This window comes from Xanthobacter sp. 126 (assembly GCF_000526175.1).
Taxonomy (GTDB): Bacteria; Pseudomonadota; Alphaproteobacteria; order Rhizobiales; family Xanthobacteraceae; genus Xanthobacter; species Xanthobacter aminoxidans.
On sequence record NZ_JAFO01000001.1, the window covers coordinates 1,678,123 to 1,697,561 of the forward strand.

Consider the following 19,439-nt stretch of genomic DNA (forward strand, 5'->3'; position numbering starts at 1 on the left):
AACTCCTGACACAGCGGGAAGGCGGCCATGCAACTCTTGTTCGTCGAGCAACTCCTGAACGGAGTTCAGCTCGGGGTGATCCTGTTCCTGATGGCGGCGGGGCTCACGCTCACCTTCGGCATCATGAATCTGGTGAACCTTGCGCACGGCTCCCTGTTCATGCTCGGCGCCTATCTGGGCGTCACCTTCGCGCTGGTCACGGGCTCATTCATTGCGGGCTTCGTCGCGGCGGGCCTTGCCACCTTCCTCATCGGCCTCGTGCTGGAGCGGCTGGTGATCCGGCATCTCTATGCCCGCAGCCATCTCGACCAGGTGATGTGCACGGTGGGCCTCGTCTATGTGCTCAACGAGGCGACGCGGATGGTGTTCGGGCCGGAGCCGCTGCACGCGCCCCTCCCGGCCTTTCTTGCCGGATCGGTGGAGCTCATTCCCGGCGCGCCCTATCCCGCCTACCGGCTGGCGATGATCGGGGCCGGCCTTGCCATCGCAGGACTGCTCTATGTCCTCATCGGCCGGACGCGGATGGGCATGCTCATCCGCGCCGGCGCCAGCAACCGAGTGATGACGAGCGTGCTGGGGGTCAATATCGGCGCCATCTATGCCGTGGTGTTCGGCATCGGCGCGGCTTTGGCCGGCTTCGCGGGCTATATCGCGGCGCCCATCCTCACGGTCTATCCGGGTATGGGCGACAACGTGCTCATCCTGGCGCTGGTGGTGCTGGTCGTGGGCGGCATGGGATCGGTGAAGGGGGCCTTCGTGGCGGCCCTGCTGGTGGGCGTCATCGACACCATCGGCCGGGCCTATCTGAAGGATCTCATGGCGCTGGTCCTCTCGCCGGTGGCCGCCAACACCGTGGCGCCGGCTCTGGCTTCCATGCTCATCTACATCCTGATGGCGGTGATCCTGTTCTTCCGCCCGCAGGGTCTCATCCCGGCCGCCGGCCTGCGCCGGCCCGAGGCGCCCCCGGAAGCGTCCGAACACGGCCCCTCCGGCCCCGGCGTGCTCGCCCGCTGGCGCGTGCCGGCCATCGGTCTCCTCTGCGGCGCCTTCCTTTTGCTCCCGCTGGTGGCCGGGCTCGCCGACCAGCCGTTCTGGGTGGATATGGGGCTGCGCGTCATCATCTTCGCCATCGCCGCCCTGAGCCTCGATCTCATCCTCGGCCAGACCGGGCTCGTCAGCTTCGGGCACGCGCTCTATCTCGGCATCGGCGCCTACGTGGTGGGCATCCTGGCGGAAGCCGGGGTGGAGAGCGGCTTCGTGCAGTGGCCGCTGGCCATGGGCATCTCGGCGCTGCTGGCCGCGGCGCTGTCGGTGGTGGCGCTGCGCACCTCCGGCACCTTCTTCATCATGATCACCCTCGCCTTCGCGCAGATGATGTTCTACGGCGCCTCCAGCCTCTACGACTATGGCGGCGACGACGGGATGCACCTCGCTGTCCGCAGCACCTTCGGTGGACTGGTGGATCTCTACGATTCCCGGCAGTTCTACTATCTGGCCCTCGCCCTTCTGGTGGTGCTCGCCGGCCTCAACATGCGCCTCGCGCGGGCGCGCTTCGGCACGGTGCTGAAGGGTATCCGCATCAATGAGCGGCGCATGGAGGCGGCAGGCTTTCCCACTTTCCGCTACAAGCTCGCGGCCTGCGTGCTCTCGGCGGCGGTGTGCGGGCTGGCGGGGGCGATGCTCGCCAATGCGGCGGAGTTCGTCGGTCCGCAATACATGGACTGGACCCGCTCGGCCGAGCTGATGATCATGGTCGTGGCCGGCGGCCTCGCGACGCCCTTCGGCGCCATCATCGGCGCGCTCGCCTATCTCGGCATCGAGAAATATCTCTCCGATCTCACCATCCACTGGCGGCTCGGCTTCGGCGCGCTGCTCATCCTCCTCGTCTTCCTCGGCCGGGGCGGGCTCAGCGCCCTGTTCGCGCCGGGTCCGGCAGGGCAGCCTGCGCCTGTTCTCAAGGGATCATTCCGATGGGCAAGACCCTTCTTCAGACCGCGGGCGTGACCCGCAGGTTCGGCGGGCTCAATGCGGTCGATGCGGTGGATTTCGACCTGGCCGCCGGCGAGCTGGTGGCGGTGATCGGCCCCAACGGGGCGGGCAAGACCACTTTCGTCAATCTCCTCTCCGGCGCGCTCCGCCCCGATGCTGGCGCGGTGTTGTTCGAGGGGCGGGACATCTCCCGCCTGCCGATGGATGCCCGTGCCCGGCTCGGGATCGTCCGCTCCTTCCAGATCGCCAGCATCTTTCCCGAGCTGAGCGTCATCGAGAACGTGGCGCTCGCCGCCCAGGCCCACGCCGGCCACAGCTTCCATTTCTGGCGGGAGGTGGCGGACGAGGCGCCGCTGCGCCGCAAGGCGCAGGCGCAACTCGCGGGCCTCGGCCTGTCGGAGTGCGCCGAGCGGCCGGCGTCCCAGCTCTCCCACGGCGAGAAGCGGCTCCTGGAAATCGCCATGGCCCTCGTCGTCGAGCCGCGGGTGCTGCTGCTGGATGAGCCCATGGCCGGGCTCGGCATCGCCGAGGCGCGCCGCATGATCGACTTCATCGCCGGGCTGAAGGGGCGGTTCAGCATTCTTCTGGTCGAGCACGACATGGAGGCGGTCTTCAGCCTCGCCGATCGGGTCTTCGTGCTGGCATCCGGCGCGCGGGTGGCGGATGGGCCGCCGGAAATGGTGCGCGCCGATCCGCGCGTGCAGCTCGCCTATCTCGGCGGCGAAGGGGAGGATCTGTGATGCTGGAGCTGCGGCAGGTAGGAGCGGCCTATGGCTCAAGCCGGGTGCTGTTCGGCGTCGACCTTGCCATCGCCGAGGGCGAGGTGGTGACGCTGCTGGGCCGTAACGGCATGGGCAAGACCACGACGGTGAACACCATCATGGGCCTCGTCTCCCTCACCCAGGGCGACATCAGCTTCCGCGGCACCCGTATTTCCGGATTGCCGGCCTACAAGGTCTCGCGCAACGGTCTCGCGCTGGTGCCGGAGGGCCGGCAGGTGTTCCCCAACCTCACCGTGGAGGAGAATCTCGTCGCCACGGCGGCGAACCGCGGCCGGGCACCATCACCGTGGACGCTGGAGGCGGTCTATGGCCTGTTCCCGGCGCTCGCCTCCCTCGCCCGCCGCAGCGCCGGCCTGCTCTCCGGCGGCGAGCAGCAGATGCTCTCCATCGGCCGCGCACTGATGACCAATCCCCGCCTGCTCATTCTCGACGAGGCGACGGAAGGCCTTGCCCCCCGCATCCGCCGCGAGATCTGGGATGCGCTGGTGCGCATCCGCGAGCGCGGCCAGTCGGTGCTGGTGATCGACAAGAACATCGACATGCTGTGCCGCTTCGCCGACCGGCACCACATCCTGGAGAAGGGACGCATCGTGTGGAGCGGCAGCTCGCAGGAGCTGATGGCCGACGAGGCCCTGCGCATGCGCTTCCTGAGCGCCTGATGCCGTGAGGTGGCCGCCGCCGCGATAGGCCCGGACCGACGCGGCGGCCGGAGGGCGTCGACTGTCGGTCAGCGGCTCGACTTCACGCCTTGGACTGGATCGGGATGCCTGTCGATCCGCATCTGGAAAGCGAAACAGGTGGGCGAGCAGAAGCCGTTGTCGCGGGCGATGGCCGCGACAACGGGAATGTTGGCGGCTGGGCTTGGCGCATGAAATCCTCGCGGCAGAAGCGGCCCGGCATTCGTTGGAATTTTCAGCGCGCAACCCGCGCTGCGCGACGGCGCGATTCGCGCGACGAGACGAGTGGTTGGTACTATAAGTAGACGATAATCCGATGCATGGAGTCTGCGTCCAGATGCCGAACGAAAAGCGTGCGGGCCCTGGATCGAATGCGAAGGCCGCATCGCGGAACCGTGCCGTGCTTCAGCTGTTTGAACGCAACTGCTCGGTGGGACGCACGATCTCGATCATGTCGGATGCGTGGAGCTTCCTGGTTATCCGCGAAGCGTTCTTCGGCGCGCGCCGCTTCGAGGAGTTCCGCACCGCGCTCGGGCTGCCCCGCGGCACCCTGGCGGAACGGCTCAAGCGCCTCACGGTGCGGGGAATTTTTCGGCAGGTCAGCTATTCGGCCAGTTCCAGCCGGGCGGAGTATCACCTCACCCGTTGCGGGATGGAGCTTTATCCGAGCTTCGTCGCGCTCATCCGGTTCGGCGACCGCTGGCTGTCGGGTCCGGAGGGGCCGCCGCTCAAGCTCATCCACGCCACCTGCGGGCAGGAATGCGAACCCTATGTGGCGTGTTCCCACTGCCTCGGCGAGGTGAAGGCGAACCGCGTGCGCTACCGCGACGGGCCCGGCGCCGGCCGCACCCCCGTGGAACCTGCGAAACGGGCGCGGCGCACCGCAGAATCCGCGAGCTTCTCGCGTGGGCGCCCGAGCTCGGTGTCGCGCTCGCTGGAGATCATCGGCGACCGCTGGAGCTTTCTCATCCTGCGCGAGGCGTTCTTCGGCGTGCGGCGCTTCGACCGGATGCAGACCGAGCTGCGGATCGCGCCCAACATCCTCACCGAGCGGCTCGGCCGGCTCGTGGCGCGCGGGGTCTTCGATCGGGTCAAGTATCAGGATCTGCCCGAACGCTACGAATATCGGCTGACCGAAATGGGCAAGGACCTCTACGGCGCATTCATCACCATGGGCGCCTGGGGCGACCGCTGGCTGTCCTCCGGCGATCCGCCTCTGATCCTGACGCATCTCGACTGCGGCCACGATTTTTCCGCCGTTGTCGTCTGCGACAAGTGCCGCAAGCCGATCGAGGCGCCGGACATGCGCTACCGCCTCAATTACGATCCTGCGCGGTATGGCGCCCCGCAGGCCGGCGACCGGATGGTTGCTGTTCTGGTGCCGGGCGAGGATGCGCCGGCGCAGGACGTGGCCCGGCCGGAGAAGCAGGCGGCCCCGCGCCGGGGCCGCCCGGCGCGCGCTACTTCTTGACCAGCGGGCACTGGCTCTGGGACAGCGGGCGGAACGCCTGCTCGCCCGGGATGACCTGCACCAGCTTGTAATAGTCCCACGGGCCCTTCGATTCCGACGGGCTCTTCACCTGATAGACGTACATGTCGTGGATGAACCGGCCGTCCGCGCGGATGTAGCCGTTCTTGGCGAAGAAGTCGTTGACCTTCATCTCGCGCATCTTGGCCATGACGGCCTGCGCTTCGTCGGTCCCCGCCGCCTCGACGGCCTTCAGATAGTGCATGGTGGAGGAGTAGTCGCCCGCGTCGCCCATGTGCGGCTTGCGGCCCATGCGCGCCTCGAAGCGCTTGGAGAAGGCGCGGGTCTCGTCGTCCCGATCCCAGTAGAAGGCATTGGTGAGCACAAGCCCCTGGGCATTCTCAAGGCCCATGGAATGGATGTCGGTGATCCACACCAGAAGTCCGGCGAGGGACTGCTTGCCGGACTGCGTCAGCCCGAAATCATGCGCGGCCTTCACGGCGTTGATGAAGACGGTGCCGGAGCCGGCAACCGCGATCACGTCCGCTCCCGATCCCTGCGCCTGAAGCATGAAGGAGCCGTGATCGAGCGTATTGATGGGGTAGCGGACCGAGCCCACCACGTTGCCGCCGCCGGCCTTCACCACCGATGCGGTGTCGGCTTCCAGGGCGTGGCCGAAGGCGTAGTCCGCGGTCAGGAAGAACCAGTTCTTCTTGCCCTGCTTGATGAGCGCATTGCCGGTGCCGACGGCCAGAGCGTAGGTGTCATAGGCATAATGGATCGAGTTCGGCGTGCACATGTCGCCGGTGAGGCGCGAGGAGCCCGAGCCGTTGATGATGGCGATGCCGTTCTTCTCCTTCGCCACCCCGGCGACGCCGATGGCCACGGCCGAATTGATGAGGTTGGCGATCATGTCGACCTTGTCGACGTCGAACCATTCCTTCGCCTTGGCGATGGCGACTTCGGTCTTGTTCTGGTGGTCGGCGACGATGACCTCGATGGGTTTGCCGAGGACCTTCCCGCCGAAGTCCTCGACGGCCATCTTCACCGCCGTGACGGATCCCTCGCCCGCTTCGTGGGAGAACTGCCCCGACATGTCGGTGAGAACACCGATCTTCACCACGTCGTTGGAAATCTTGCCGGCGGCTGGCGGAGCCGCGGGGCTCTGGGCATAGGCCGGCAGCGACATGGCAAGCGCGGCGCAAATCGTCGCCACGTGTGCGATCCTGGACATCCGTCTTCCTCCTGCATGATCCGGCGCGCCTTTCCGGCTTAGCGTCCGGCTGGTCTGTCCCTGCGCCGACCGATGTCTTTCATAAATGGACGTTTGAATTGCCGCGTCTCGGTCACCCTATCCTGCAATGCAGTATGGATTGGTGCTTGCTGCAGGAAATGCTGTCGAAGGCCGGGCAGTTGGTCCCGTGTCGGTCGGTGCGGCATTGACAACAGCACTTTCAGTCTATTAATGCAAGTTACGAATTGATCAGCGGAACCGATCACCGCGATCGCCATCGGGCGGCCTGGAGCGGCGGGCAAAAGCCGCAGGTGCCTGCCCGCGGGCAGTCCTTGGAGGGAGGCGTCAGGTGAGCGCGCGCACAACGCCGGACCGGCGGCAGGACTACCGACACTTTCGGGAAATCGCGACGCGGTGGATGGACAATGACGTCTACCAGCACGTGAACAACGTGGTTTACTACTCGTTCTTCGATACGGCTGTCGGCCATTACCTGATCGAGACGGGCGTGCTGGATGTCCAGGCAAGCCCTGTCATCGGGCTCGTGGTGGAGACGCGCTGCCAGTATTTCTCATCCCTGTCGTTTCCCTCGATGGTGCATGCGGGCCTGCGCGTCGGGCGTCTCGGCACCACCAGCGTGCGATACGAGATCGGCATCTTCCGCGATGCGGACGAGGTCGCGGCCGCGCAGGGGCATTTCATCCACGTCTATGTGGACCGCGCCACCAACCGGCCTGTTCCACTCCCGGACAAGCTGCGCCAAGTTCTTGCGCCCCTCGTCGTCGACGAGGCGGGCACCGGGGCCAAGGAGGGCTGAATGGCGGATATCGAAGTCGCTGTCGAGGACCACATCGCGACTGTCACGCTCAATCGTCCGGCGCAGCGCAATGCCATGACGCTTGCCATGTGGCGGGACGTGGCGCGGATATTTTCCGAGCTTGGCGCGGACCGTGACGTGCGGGCGATCCTGCTCGCAGGGGCTGGCGCGGATTTCAGCGTCGGCGCCGACATTTCCGAATTTCCGGTGGTGCGCCATACGCTTGAGCAGAGCGTGGACTACGAGGTCGCGGTGGATGCGTCGTCCGACGCCATCGCCGGGGCGGGCAAGCCGACCATCGCCGTGGTCTCCGGCTATTGTCTCGGCGGCGGCTGCCACCTCTCCATGGCCTGCGATTTCCGCATCGCCGCGCCGACCGCCATTTTCGGTGTTCCGGCGGCGAAGCTGTCCATCGTCTACGGCGTGCGCAGCACCCAGCGCCTGCTGTCCCTCGTCGGGCTCACGCAGGCGAAGCGCATTCTCTACACGGCGGATCGCATCCCCGCCGGGGAGGCCCTGCGCATCGGCTTCGCGGACGAGATGGCCGACGACCCGATGGCTGCGGCCCGGACCCTCGCCGGACGCATCGCGGCCAATGCACCGCTCTCTGTGAGCGGGGCGAAGTTCATCCTCGATGGCCTCGCCATGGGACACGGCGCGCTCGATCTCGATGCCGCCCAGGCGCGCATCGACGGCGCGTCCCGCAGCTTCGACTATCAGGAGGGGCGCAACGCCTTCGCCGAGAAGCGCCCGCCGCGCTTCGAGGGGCGGTGAGCGGTCCCGCACGGGAGGAACAGCCATGAAGATGCACGTGCTTTCGGGCGGCCGCCTCCGGATGAAGCGGCATATCTACCAGCCCGACGCCGACCGCAGCGAGAGCATCGAGCTGCCGGTTGCCTCCATCCTGCTGCGCCACGCTCAGGGCAACGTCCTGTTCGACACGGGCTGCCACCCCTCCGTGGTGGAGGACGCCGAGGCCCGCTGGGGCGGGATGGCGCGGGCCATGACGCCGATCATGGGGCGCGAGGACAATGTGGTCTCCCAGCTCTCCTGCGTGGGGCTTGGGGCGGATGACATCGACGTGGTGGTGTGCTCGCACTTCCATCCCGACCATTGCGGCTGCAACGGCTTTTTCCGCAAGGCGACGGTCATCGTCCACGCGGCGGAACTCGCCGCAGCGAAGGCGGACAATGCCGCTTCCGCGGGCTATCTCCCGGTGGAGTGGGATCAGGGCAATCCGCTTGAGCTGATCGAGGGGGAGAAGGATCTGTTCGGTGATGGACGCATCACCCTCATCCCGTTTCCCGGCCACACGCCGGGCCTCACCGGCGCGCTCGTCACGCTGGACCGCGACGGCCCCTTCCTGCTCGCCTCGGACGCGGTGAGCGTGCGCACCAGCCTCCACCCCGGCGTGGTGCCGAAGAACACCTGGAACGTCGATCTGCACAACCGCTCCATCGCGGAAATCCGCAGGATCGAGGCGGGCGGCGCCACCGTCCTGTGCGGCCATGACGACGCCCAGTGGCAGACCCTGCGGAAGGGGGCGGACGCCTACGAGTGAGGCGCGGGCCCGTTTCCATCCATCATCTCACGCAAGGCGGATTTTCCATGGATCTCAATCTGAAGGGCAAGGTTGCGCTGGTCACCGGCGGGGCGCGCGATGTGGGGCGCGAGATCTCGCTCGCCCTCGCTGCGGAGGGGGCGACCGTCGCGCTGAACTATCGCAATTCGGCGGAAGAGGCGCAGGCGGTCGTGGACGAAATCCGCGCGCTTGGCGGTGAGGCCAAGGCCTACAAGGCGGACGTCGCCGATTTCGCCGCCGTCAGGGCGATGGTCGAGGCCATCGTCTCCGACTTCGGCGGCCTGAATATCGTGGTCAACAATGCCGGCCTCGCCATCCGGCAGAAATTCACCGACTCCACCGAGAAGGAGTGGAAGGCGCAGATTGACACCTGCCTCTATGGCGCCATCCATCTCGCCCACGCGGCCGTGCCGCATCTGGAAAAGGCAGGCGACGGGCGCCTCATCGCCATCGTCGGCGACTCCTCGCGCGTCGGCGAATCCGGCCTCGCCATCGTTGCTGCGGCGCGGGCGGGCACCATCGCCCTCATGAAGTCGCTGGCACGGGAGCTGGGCCGCAGCGGCGTGACGGCCAACACCGTGTCCCTTGGTCTGGTCGAGACCGCCCATGACCGCTCGTGGGTGGAAGCCAACCGCGACAAGCTCACCAAATTCTATCCGCTGCGGCGTCTCGGCCAGCCGGAGGACATCGCACCCACAGTTGCCCTGCTCGCCTCGCCGAAGGGCTCGTGGATCACCGGGCAGGTGATCTCCATCTCCGGCGGCTTCTGCATGGTGTGAGGACAGCCGCGCACAAGAACGCGGTGATCAATGGGGAGGAACGGATGCTCAAGGCGGATCTGATCGCTCCGGTACCGGAGCTGTTGCGGCGGCATGCGACGGAGCGCGGCGCGAAAGTCGCGTTCCGCGATGCGCGGCGAGCCGTCACCTATGCCGAGCTGGAGCGGCGCACGGCGAACCTCGCCGGGCATCTCGCCGGGCTCGGCGTCGGGGCCGGCGACCGGGTGGCGATCCTGCTGCCGAACTGCGTCTCCTGGGTAGAGGCCTGCCTTGCCATCGTCCGGGCCGGGGCCGTCGCGGTGCCCATCAGCGCCGATGCGGCGCCGGGCGAAGTCTCCTACCGCCTGTCCGATGCCGCATGCCGGATCGTCATCACCAACGCCGCCCGCGCGGAGATGGTGGAGGGATTGCGCGCCGAGGCGCCCAGCGTCGCCGGCCTGCTATTGGTGGACGCCCCCGCCGGCGATCTGCGCAGTTTCGAGGCGCTGGCGGAGCTGCCGCCCGCCACGCCTGCCCGCGATCCCGCGGATATCGATGCGGCGTCCTTCATCATCTACACGTCCGGGACCACTGGACGTGCCAAGGGTGTGCTGCTCACCTGCCGCAGCATGCTGTGGGTGACGGCGGCATGCTGGAGCCCCGTGGTCGGTCTCGGCAGCGAGGACAATGTGCTCTCGCCGCTGCCCCTGTTCCATTCCTACGCGCTCAACTTCTCGGTTCTGTCCATCCTCGCCACTGGCGCGAGCGAATACATCCTGGAGAAATATTCGACGCGCGAGGTCATGCGGCTGCTGGAGACCGGAGAATTCACCGTCTTCCCCGGCGTGCCCACCATGTTCCATTATCTGATGGAGGCGGCGCAGGCGGAGGGACGCAACACCCTGCCGGGTCTGCGCGTGTGTGTCTCGGCAGGGGCGATCATGCCGGCGACGCTGAACGCGGCGTTCGAAGGGGCCTTCGGCGTGCCTCTGCTGGATGGCTACGGCATCACCGAAACCTCCACCATGGTGACGATGAACGCCGCCTCGTCCTCGCGCGTCATGGGATCGTGCGGTCTCCCCCTGCCGGGCGTGGCGCTGCGCATCGTCGATCCGGCCAGCCTGCGCGACCTCGATGCGGAACAGGAGGGCGAACTGATCGTGCGGGGGCCGAACGTGATGCTCGGCTATCACAACAAGCCAGAAGAGACGGACAAGGCGCTGCGCAACAGCTGGTACCACACCGGCGATCTTGCCCGCGCCGACCGCAACGGCTTCGTCACCATCACTGGCCGGCTCAAGGAACTGATCATCCGCGGCGGGCAAAACATCGCCCCGGCGGAGATCGAGGAGGTGGTGCTGCTGTTCTCCAGCGTGCTCGACTGCGCGGTCGCGGGCGTGCCCCATCCGCAGCTCGGGGAGGTGCCGGCGCTGTACGTGGTTCCGCGCGACGGCAGCTTCGACGCCGATCTGCTGCTCGACCACTGCCGGCATCACCTCTCGTCCTATAAGGTGCCCCATGTGGTGCATGAGGTGGACGAGATTCCGCGCACCGGCTCCGGCAAGATCATCCGCTTCCGGCTGAAGGAGATGGTGCTGCCGTTGCCCTGAACAGGCGGCATCAGAGACTTCCGCGGAGAGATGGGCGCCGGATCCTCAGGATTCGGCGCCCGATCCGTTTCTGTCCATCGTCGCCGGAGCCTGCGTCAGCGGGATGTCGAACTACGCGCGGCTTGCACCAGCCGGAAGAGCCGATCTGGCGTCACTGGCAGCGTGTCGATCTCGATGCCGAGCGGCGCCAGCGCGTCCGATACCGCATTGGCGATGGCCGCCGGGGCGCCGATGGTGCCGCCCTCTCCCATGCCACGGAACCCGCCGATGTTGTTCGGCAGCTCCGCCTCCACATGGAGGATCTCGATCTCAGGCATGGTGGTGGCGATGGGCACGAGATAGTCGGCGAGGCTCGCGGTCAGCAGTTGGCCTCCCTCATCGTGAACCACTTCCTCCAGCAGGGCGGCGCCGATGCCCTGAGCGACGGCGCCGTGCACCTGCCCGTCGACGATGAGCGGATTGATGATGCGCCCGCAATCCTCCGCCACCGCAAAGCGCTTCACCGTCACCGCAAAGGTCGCGGGATCAATCTCCACCATGGCGAGATGGGTGGAGGCGCAGGCCGTGCCGAGATAGGGGTCGTAGGTCTCGGAAGCGACGAGATCCTCCCGCTGCGCGTGGGGAATGCGGCCCATCTGCGCATAGACCGCGTGGGCAACCTCTCGAAACGTCATTGTCGCATTGGAGGAGCGGGCGCGGATGACGCCGCCTCCGGCCTCAAGGTCGTCCACCGGAACGTCCATGAGGAAGGCGGCGGCCTTCAGCACCTTCGCCTTCACCACACGCGCGGTCTTGGTGGCGGCGCCGCCGCCGAGCACCGCCGAACGGCTGGCATAGGTGCCCGTGCCCATGGGCACGAGGGCGCTGTCGCCGTGCTGGATCTCGATGTCCTCCATGCGGCAGCCAAGCTCGTCGGCGACCACCTGGGCGAGCGTCGTTTCCAGCCCCTGGCCGTGCGAGGAGATGCCGAAGGCGGCCGTCACGGCACCGGTGGCATCGATGCGGATGGAGGCGGTCTCCGTGCCGGTGTTGATGGGCATCCCCGGCGCGACGGCGATGCGCGAGCCGATGCCCGTCAGCTCGGCATAGCTCGCGAGCCCGATGCCCACCCATCGCCCCTCGGCCCGGGCCGCGTCGCGCTGGCGCAGGAGGGCAGGGTAGTCCACCAGCTCGCAAACGCCCTGAAGGCATTCCTGGAAGGCGGAGCGGTCCCAGATGATGCCGGAGCCGGTGCGGTAGGGAAACTCCTCGGCCGTCACCAGGTTGCGACGGCGGATTTCAGCGGGGTCCATGCCGAGCTTGCGGGCCGCCATGTCCATCAGCCGTTCCATGGCGAAGGCGGAGGAGGGGCGGCCCACGCCGCGATAGGGACCGGTGGGTGGCTTGGGGGTGAGCACGCCGCGCACCCGGCCGCGATAATGCTCCATGCGGTAGGGGCCGGGCAGGAAGCTCACCACCTGCACGGGTTCCAGCGCGCCGGTCCATGGGTAGATGGAATAGGCACCGATATCGCCGATCACGTCCGCCCGGAGGCCGAGCAGGCGCCCGTCCGCATCCACCGCCAGCTCCGCCTCGATGGTTTCATCGAAGGCCTGGCTCATGGCGGTGAGGTCTTCCATGCGGTCGGCGACGAACTTCACCGGCCGCTCCAGCTTGCGCGCGAGCACGCAGACCAGCATCTCCTCGTGGTTCAGCGAGCCCTTGCCGCCGAAGCTGCCACCCACGTCGGGCGCCACCACCCGCACCCGGTTGCCGGGAAGGTCGAGGCAGGCGCCGAGCACGTCGCAGATGATGCCGGGGATGTTGGTAGAGGAATGCAGCGTCAGCGCCTGCCGCCGCCGATCCCACTCGGCGAGGTAGGAGCGGGTTTCCATGGGCATGGGCGTCTTGCGCGTCATGCGGAAGCGCCCCTTCACCACCACTGCCGCCGCGGCGATGGCTGCATCCACGTCGCCGCGGGCGAAGGTGCGGGAGATGATGACGTTGGTGCCGGCCTCGTCATGCAGAAGCGGGGCATCGTCCATCGCTGCGTCGTCTTTTGAGACGGCGACGGGCAGCGGCTCGTAGTCGATGGAGATCAGCTCCAGCGCGTCCTCGGCGGCGTAGCGGCTTTCGGCGACCACCGCGACCACGGGCTCGCCCACATAGCGCACCTTGCTCTCGGCGAGGGGGCGGAAGGGCGTCGCGTAATAGCCCTTCATGCGGGAGGAGGGGATGGCCGGCTTGAAGTCGGAGACGATATCCCCGGCATCGAAGATCGCGACCACGCCCGGCACCGCGAAGGCCTCCCCGACATCGATGGACCGGATGCGCGCATGGGGCTGGTCGCTGCGCAGGACCGCCACATGCAGAAGGCCCTGCGGGGCCATGTCGTCCACATAGCGACCCGAGCCGGTCAGCAGGCGCGGGTCCTCGGTGCGCTTGATGCGCTGGCCGACCAGCCTGGGGCGCATCTCCACGGAAGCGTCGAAGGCGGTCATGTCAGCGGCCCCCGTTCGCGCGCCAGCTCGCGCACCGCATCCACGATGTGCTGATAGCCCGTGCAGCGGCAGATGTTGCCGGAGAGCGCCTCGCGGATCGCGTCGTCGGTCTCCAGCGGGTGGTGGCGCAGCATGTCGGTGATGGTCATCAGGAAGCCCGGCGTGCAGAAGCCGCACTGGAGGCCGTGGTGCTCGCGGAAGGCCTGCTGGACGCGGCCGAGATCGCTCATCCGGCCGAGCCCTTCCACCGTCTCGATGGTCGCGCCGTCCGCCTGAATGGCGAGGGTGAGGCAGGAGCGGGCGCTGCGCCCGTCCAGAAGAATGGTGCAGGCGCCGCACACGCCGTGTTCGCAGCCCACGTGCGTGCCTGTCAGGCCGAGCCCGTGGCGCAGGAAATCGCTCAGCAACAGCCGCGCGTCCACCGCGCGGGTATAGGTGAGCCCGTTGATGGTGAGCGTGATGGTGGCTTGGTCCTGCATCACGCCGCCCCGCCGGCGGTTTCGCTCGCCCGTTGCCAGGCGTCGGCGAGCGCGCGCCGTGCGAGGGCGCCCGCGAGGTGGCGGCGATAGTCGGCGGAGGCATTGAGATCGGAGTTCGGCTGGATGGCCGCCTGGAGCAGCGCTGCGGCCTCATCGAAGGCCGCAGGGGTGCCCTCGCGCCCCTCCAGAGCCGCTTCCACGTCTGCGAACCGCAAGGCGGTGTCCGCGATGCCCATCATGGCGATGCGCACGTTCCGCATCCGTCCATCCGCCCGCGCCATGAGCACGGCGACGGCTGCCAGCGCATAGTCGCCGTGGCGGCGCGAAAACTCCTCGAATGCCCAGCCCGTGCCGTCCTCGGGAATGGCCAGATCGACGGCCACGACCATCTCGTCCGGCTCCAATGCGGTGGAGAGGGAGCCGACCAGAAAGTCCCGTGCCGTCATGGTCCGGTCGCCGCGCGGGCAAGCGATATGGACCGTGCCGTCGAGCAGCAGCGTCATCATGGGCATCTCGGCAGCGGGGTCCGAGTGGCACACGCTGCCGCAGAAGGTGCCGCGGTTGCGGACGGTGAGGTGCGCCACATGCTTCACGGCGGCGTGGAGCACCGGGATGTGCCGCGCCACCAGCCCGTCCTCCGCCGTCATGCGGTGGCGCACCAGCGCGCCGAGGCGCAACACGCCGGCCTCATGCGTGATGCGGTCCAGGCCGGGGATGCGGTTGATGTCCACGAGGACTGACGGCTTCACGAGGCGAAAATTCATCATGGGCATGAGGCTCTGCCCGCCGGCGAGCACCTTCCCGTCGCCGCCCGCGCCCGCAAGCGCCTCCAGCGCGTGGGCGATGCTCTCGGCGCGAACATAATCGAACCGGGCGGGCTTCATCGGCGCATTTCCGGCATGTCTGGTTCCGTTCCCTAGTGACTTGCATTATTAGACTATGTTAATCGGTGTCAAGCTGCCCGGGCCAGAGGCGGCATGCGCGATTGAAGGACGTAAGGGAGCGCCACGCCATGAAGATCAAAGCCGCCGTCCTGCGCAGCATGGGCGCGCCGATGCCCTACGCGCAAAGCCAGCCGCTCCATATCGAGGAGGTGGAACTCGATCGACCCGGCCGGGACGAGGTGCTGGTGAAGATCGCGGCGGCGGGCCTGTGCCACTCGGATCTTTCCGTCATCAACGGCAGCCGGCCGCGGCCCATGCCGATGGCCATCGGCCACGAGGCCGCTGGCGTGGTGATCGAAGCCGGCGACGGGGTGGACGACCTGAAGCCCGGCGACCACGTGGTCATGGTGTTCATGCCCAGCTGCGGCCATTGCCAGCCCTGCTCGCAGGGCCGCCCGGCCCTGTGCGAGCCGGGCGCGGTGGCCAACGGCAAGGGAGAGCTGCTGACCGGAGCGATCCGGCTACACGAGGGCGAGGAGACCATCCATCATCATCTGGGATGCTCCGCCTTTGCCGACCATGCGGTCGTGTCGCGCCGCTCATTGGTCCGAATAGACAAGGATATCCCGCTCGACGTCGCGGCGCTGTTCGGCTGCGCGGTGCTGACGGGGGTCGGCGCCGTGGTGAACACGGCCCGTGTGCAGGCGGGCGAGACTGTGGCTGTGGTCGGTCTTGGGGGCGTGGGTCTCGCTGCCGTCCTCGGGGCTCTGGCGGCGGGCGCCGCGCGGGTGGTCGCGGTGGACCTGTCGCCGGAAAAGCTGCAGCTCGCCAAAGACCTTGGCGCCACCGGCGTCGTGGACGCACGTGCCCCCGATGCTATCGAGCAGGTGCGGGCGCTCACGGGCGGCGGCGCGGATTTCGTGTTCGAGTTCGCCGGCTCCGCGCGGGCGCTTGAGAATGCCTACAAGATGACAAAGCGCGGCGGCACCACCGTCACCGCCGGCCTGCCACCGCCCGATGCCGTGCTGCCGGTGAACATCGTCAGCCTCGTCGCGGAAGAGCGCACGGTGAAGGGCAGCTATATCGGCACCTGTGTGCCGGTGCGCGACGTGCCGCGCTACGTCGAGCTCTACAAGGCCGGCCGCCTGCCCGTGGACCGCCTGATGAGCGGGCGCATCCCGCTTGAGGACATCAACGAAGGCTTCGACCGGCTGCACGACGGCTCCGTCGTGCGGCTCGTTGTGGACTTCCAGGGCTGAGAGAACGCAATGACCGACAAGCATTCCGCCACCCTGCTCGGCCTCGCGGACTGCCTCGGCGGCATCGACGCCCCGGCCTGAAGGGGAAGGGAGACACGCACATGGACATGAGCGGCGAACAGTTGATCCCGGCCCTGCGCGAGGTGGTCTGGCAGGCGCTCAACGATCCGGAAATCCTCAAGCTCTGCATTCCGGGCTGCCAGGAGCTGGTGAAAAGCTCTGATACGCAGATGAGCGCCAAGGTGGTGCTCAAGGTGGGGCCGGTCAGCGCCCGTTTCGAGGGGGCCGTGACCCTCTCGGACCTCGATCCGCCCAACGGCTATCGCATCAGCGGCGAAGGGCAGGGCGGCATGGCCGGCTTCGCCAAGGGCGAGGCGAGGGTCACGCTTGAGGCGGCCGGGGCGGACACCATCCTGCGATACGAGGTCAATGCGCAGGTGGGCGGAAAGCTGGCCCAGCTCGGCGCCCGCCTCATCGACGCGACCGCGAAGCAGATGTCGGGCGCCTTCTTCAAGCGCTTCGCGCAGGAGATCATCGCGCGCCGGCCTCTCGGGCAAGGGGATGAGCCGGCATCGGCTGCCATGCCTCCGCCGCCACTCAGCCCCGCCGCTCCTGTCGTGCATTCGCTTGGCGCACCTTCACCCGCGGCGCCTCGGCCCCATGCCATGTCCGCCGGAATGCGCCTCGCCGGGCTCGGTATCTTCGCGGCCGCGCTCGTCGCTTCCGCCTATTTCCTTTCAGGGGCTGGGGCGGGGGAGCACGGCGGTCGAACGGGAGTCTCTCCCGATTTTTCGGCGGCGGTGATCCTCATCCTGACGGCAGGCTTGGGATACCTTCTTGGTCGCCTGCAAGGCGTTGTGACGACAGTGGTCACGATCAGGCATGAGGCAAGTTAGACCAGGGCCGACGCGGGGGCCGAATGCGGCGCTGGGCCGGGTGAGGCGGGGCCGGGGATGAAGGCGCCGAACGCATCGGCACGGCTCATCGTCCGCAGCCGCAGCCGGGAAAATGCAGTTTCGCCCGCTCCCGCGTCAGGGTGCGCCGACCGCCCTTGAAGGCCGCGAGAACAGGCGACAGCTCGGCTACTGCATCGCGCGGGGAGGGGCTGTCGATGATGACGAAATCCGCCGCCTTGCCGACCTCCAGCCCGTAGTCGGGAAGGTTCATGAGGCGGGCGGAGCGGCTCGTCACCATGTGGAAGCATTCGGTCATGTCGTGGGCCGAGCCCACGTGGCAGATGTTGGCGTTGAGGTTCGCCATCCGCAATTGCGAGCAGTCGCCGAACGGGGTGAAGGGGTTCAGCACATTGTTGGTGGAGAGCGAGCAGTTCACCCCCTGCTGCAGCAGCAGGTGCGCCGGGGTGACGCCGCGCGTCTTGGCGAAGGTGCGATCCCGGCCCATCAGGAACAGATCGGTGGAGGGCAGCACCGTGAGCGCGACGCCGGCATCGCGCATGCGCGTGGCGATCTCCACCAGCCGCTCCGGTTCCACGTAGGCGAGCTTGGTGACATGGCCGATGGCCACCCGCCCGCCCCAGCCGAAGCGTTCGGTGAGTGTGCAGACGTATTCGAGATCGAGCGCCGTGGGATCAGCGCCGAAATCCAGATGCATGTCGATGTCCACGTCGAAGTCGCGGGCCATCTGGAACACCCGGTCGATCTGTCCATGCGGGTCGGTGTCCGTATAGGGTGCCGCGCCCACCGCCTTCGCCCCGCGTTGCAGCGCCTCCACCATCAGCTCTGCGGTGCCCGGATTGTTGGTGAGGCCCTCCTGCGGGAACACGCAGACCTCGATGTCGATGGCCCAGCGATAATCCGCCACCAGCTGCATCACCCCCTCGAAGCCGCGCAGGCCGATGCCGGGGTCCACCTCCAGGTGGGTGCGCATGTGGGTGGTGCCCTGGGATATGGCTTTCTCGATGGTGCGCCGGCCTCGGGCGTACACATCCTCCGGAGTGAAGTCCTTCTTGGCGCGGGCGACCTCGGCGATGGCCTCCTCTAGATCGCCTCGCCGGGAAGAGCAGCGATCGAGGATGCAGGACTTGTCGAGGTGGATGTGGGTTTCCACGAAGCCGGGGGCGACGAGGCATCCTCCGGCATCCACCACCTCGGCGTCAGCCGTGATCTCGGGCGCGATGGCTTCGATCCGGCCGGCGGTGATGGCGATATCGACGATATGGTCCGGCGCGTCCGGCAGGCGGGCGTTCTTGACGATCAGGTCCATGGGGGGCCTCGACGGCTGGCAGGGGTTGATTTCCGCGATTTCACTTCACGCTGGCGCGGGCCTTCTCGCCCTTGAGCTTGGCGCGCCAGGTTCCGGCTTCGACCATTTCGGCGATGACATTGGCCATCACCTTGGCCACCGCCTCGGAGCCGCGCGGGTTCATGCTGCGCTGGGAGACGACGACGGACAGCCGCCAGGACGGCGTCGGATCGAGGATGGGGACGGCGACCATCTCGCCGCGTGCCATCTCGTCCATGAAGGCGAAATGCGGCATCACCCCCAGCGCTCGGCCGGAGCGCACCAGACGGGCGATGGTGGGCAGGCTGTCGCAGGCCGTGGCGATGGGTTCCACGTCGTTGCGGGCGGCGAACTGCTCGATCACCGTGCGCATCACGTTGGGCGCGCCGGGCAGCACGATGGGCCACGCGAACATGTCGCGGAACGCGATGGCGCCTTTGGCCGCCAGAGGGTGATCGGGCGCTGTGAACAGCATGAGGTCCTCGACCATCATCTCGGTCCATGCCACATGCTCGAACGCCTTGTGGTCGTACAGCAGGGCCACGTCCAGCCGGCCGGCCTGGAGGAGATCGTCGAGATAGCCGGTCATGGCCTCCACCACGTGGAGGGCGATCTTGGGCTGCTGTTCGGCCATCGCCGAGATCAGCGGCAGTCCGAGGCCGCGGCAGGCAGAGGTGGGCAGCCCCACCGACACCCGTCCCGATGGATTGAGCGACGTGGAGCGAACCTGGTCCTTCACCCGGTCCACCTCCTCAAGGATGCGGCGGGCATGGTCGTAGAATTGCTGTCCAAGCTCGGAGGGCGTGACACCGCGCGCATGGCGCATGAGCAGTTCGACCCCCAGCTCTTCCTCCAGATTCTTCATCTGCTGGCTCAGCGAGGGCTGAGCAATGCGCAAAATCTCTGCCGCACGCGAGAAGTTCCCGCTCTCTGCAATCTGGACGAAGTATTTGAGCTGACGAAGGTCCATGGCTCACCTTTGCATTATCTGAAATGGCATTGCCTAAAGGCGATTGTCAAATTGCATGATATATAGCCATATGCACAAACTATTGGCGATAAAGTGGAATAAACCGATAATAATCAATGATTTGATGCTGTCGTTTTGGGTTTGATGCAGCCTATTAAAACATCCTATAGGCTCTTCCTATATATACGATCGGAAAATAATCTTTGTCC

At 67.2% G+C, this 19,439-nt stretch carries 17 protein-coding genes and 1 pseudogene; 12 read left to right on the forward strand and 6 right to left on the reverse strand.

Going from position 1 to position 19,439, the window contains the following annotated elements:
- Nucleotides 1-27: 27 nt before the first annotated feature.
- From XAN126_RS28955 to XAN126_RS0108025, 5 genes and pseudogenes are all read left to right on the forward strand, one after another.
- Nucleotides 28-936 (forward strand): annotated as a pseudogene (locus XAN126_RS28955) (branched-chain amino acid ABC transporter permease); the annotation flags it as partial.
- A 165-nt stretch (nt 937-1,101) separates the two neighbouring features.
- Nucleotides 1,102-2,004 carry a branched-chain amino acid ABC transporter permease gene (locus XAN126_RS28645; protein ID WP_245272363.1) on the forward strand — a complete coding sequence of 301 codons (903 nt, stop codon included), beginning with the start codon at nt 1,102-1,104 and terminating at the stop codon, nt 2,002-2,004.
- Nucleotides 1,971-2,729 carry an ABC transporter ATP-binding protein gene (locus tag XAN126_RS0108015; RefSeq protein WP_024278073.1) on the forward strand — a complete coding sequence of 253 codons (759 nt, stop codon included), beginning with the start codon at nt 1,971-1,973 and terminating at the stop codon, nt 2,727-2,729. The genes XAN126_RS28645 and XAN126_RS0108015 overlap by 34 nt, the downstream gene beginning before the upstream one ends.
- Entirely contained in the window at nt 2,729-3,430 is a 702-nt protein-coding gene (locus tag XAN126_RS0108020) for an ABC transporter ATP-binding protein (protein WP_024278074.1), read from the forward strand. The genes XAN126_RS0108015 and XAN126_RS0108020 overlap by 1 nt, the downstream gene beginning before the upstream one ends.
- A 418-nt stretch (nt 3,431-3,848) precedes the next feature.
- Nucleotides 3,849-4,919 carry a helix-turn-helix domain-containing protein gene (locus XAN126_RS0108025; RefSeq protein WP_024278075.1) on the forward strand — a complete coding sequence of 357 codons (1,071 nt, stop codon included), beginning with the start codon at nt 3,849-3,851 and terminating at the stop codon, nt 4,917-4,919.
- On the opposite strand, the gene XAN126_RS0108030 is transcribed toward XAN126_RS0108025, so the two are convergent.
- Nucleotides 4,909-6,150, reverse strand: a complete 1,242-nt coding sequence (locus XAN126_RS0108030) for an ABC transporter substrate-binding protein (protein WP_024278076.1) — start codon at nt 6,148-6,150, stop codon at nt 4,909-4,911. The genes XAN126_RS0108025 and XAN126_RS0108030 overlap by 11 nt on opposite strands.
- Nucleotides 6,151-6,499: 349 nt before the next feature.
- Here XAN126_RS0108030 and XAN126_RS0108035 point away from each other — a divergent pair, with 349 nt between their 5' ends.
- From XAN126_RS0108035 to XAN126_RS0108055, 5 genes are read left to right on the forward strand one after another with little or no spacing between them, the layout of a single operon-like run.
- Nucleotides 6,500-6,967: a thioesterase family protein gene (locus XAN126_RS0108035; protein ID WP_024278077.1), complete on the forward strand. Its 468-nt coding sequence runs from the start codon at nt 6,500-6,502 to the stop codon at nt 6,965-6,967.
- On the forward strand, nt 6,968-7,741 hold the full coding sequence (locus XAN126_RS0108040) for an enoyl-CoA hydratase-related protein (RefSeq protein WP_024278078.1): 774 nt from the start codon (nt 6,968-6,970) through the stop codon (nt 7,739-7,741).
- A 25-nt stretch (nt 7,742-7,766) separates the two neighbouring features.
- Nucleotides 7,767-8,528, forward strand: a complete 762-nt coding sequence (locus tag XAN126_RS0108045) for an N-acyl homoserine lactonase family protein (protein WP_024278079.1) — start codon at nt 7,767-7,769, stop codon at nt 8,526-8,528.
- 47 nt (nt 8,529-8,575) lie between these two features.
- Complete coding sequence (locus XAN126_RS0108050) at nt 8,576-9,328, forward strand: SDR family oxidoreductase (RefSeq protein ID WP_024278080.1); 753 nt, start codon at nt 8,576-8,578, stop codon at nt 9,326-9,328.
- Nucleotides 9,329-9,372: 44 nt separating this feature from the next.
- Nucleotides 9,373-10,917: a class I adenylate-forming enzyme family protein gene (locus tag XAN126_RS0108055; protein ID WP_024278081.1), complete on the forward strand. Its 1,545-nt coding sequence runs from the start codon at nt 9,373-9,375 to the stop codon at nt 10,915-10,917.
- Nucleotides 10,918-11,012: 95 nt separating this feature from the next.
- Here the strand turns inward: XAN126_RS0108055 and XAN126_RS0108060 are convergent, their stop codons facing one another.
- From XAN126_RS0108060 to XAN126_RS0108070, 3 genes are read right to left on the reverse strand one after another with little or no spacing between them, the layout of a single operon-like run.
- A complete protein-coding gene (locus tag XAN126_RS0108060) occupies nt 11,013-13,397 on the reverse strand; it encodes a xanthine dehydrogenase family protein molybdopterin-binding subunit (RefSeq protein WP_024278082.1) in 2,385 nt (794 codons plus the stop codon).
- Nucleotides 13,394-13,876 carry a (2Fe-2S)-binding protein gene (locus tag XAN126_RS0108065; protein ID WP_024278083.1) on the reverse strand — a complete coding sequence of 161 codons (483 nt, stop codon included), beginning with the start codon at nt 13,874-13,876 and terminating at the stop codon, nt 13,394-13,396. The genes XAN126_RS0108060 and XAN126_RS0108065 overlap by 4 nt, the downstream gene beginning before the upstream one ends.
- Nucleotides 13,876-14,760 carry an FAD binding domain-containing protein gene (locus tag XAN126_RS0108070; protein WP_024278084.1) on the reverse strand — a complete coding sequence of 295 codons (885 nt, stop codon included), beginning with the start codon at nt 14,758-14,760 and terminating at the stop codon, nt 13,876-13,878. Before XAN126_RS0108070 ends, XAN126_RS0108065 begins: the two co-directional genes overlap by 1 nt.
- 128 nt (nt 14,761-14,888) lie before the next feature.
- Between XAN126_RS0108070 and XAN126_RS0108075 the strand changes: the two genes are divergently transcribed.
- Both XAN126_RS0108075 and XAN126_RS26970 read left to right on the forward strand, forming a co-directional pair.
- Entirely contained in the window at nt 14,889-16,019 is a 1,131-nt protein-coding gene (locus tag XAN126_RS0108075) for a zinc-dependent alcohol dehydrogenase family protein (protein WP_024278085.1), read from the forward strand.
- Nucleotides 16,020-16,120: 101 nt separating this feature from the next.
- Complete coding sequence (locus tag XAN126_RS26970; protein ID WP_024278086.1) at nt 16,121-16,915, forward strand: carbon monoxide dehydrogenase subunit G; 795 nt, start codon at nt 16,121-16,123, stop codon at nt 16,913-16,915.
- Between the two features lie 85 nt (nt 16,916-17,000).
- Here XAN126_RS26970 and XAN126_RS0108085 read toward each other — a convergent pair whose 3' ends face one another.
- Entirely contained in the window at nt 17,001-18,242 is a 1,242-nt protein-coding gene (locus XAN126_RS0108085; protein ID WP_024278087.1) for an amidohydrolase family protein, read from the reverse strand.
- A 40-nt stretch (nt 18,243-18,282) separates the two neighbouring features.
- Nucleotides 18,283-19,230 (reverse strand): LysR family transcriptional regulator, encoded by a 948-nt coding sequence (locus XAN126_RS0108090; protein ID WP_024278088.1) that lies wholly within the window; start codon nt 19,228-19,230, stop codon nt 18,283-18,285.
- Nucleotides 19,231-19,439: the final 209 nt, after the last annotated feature.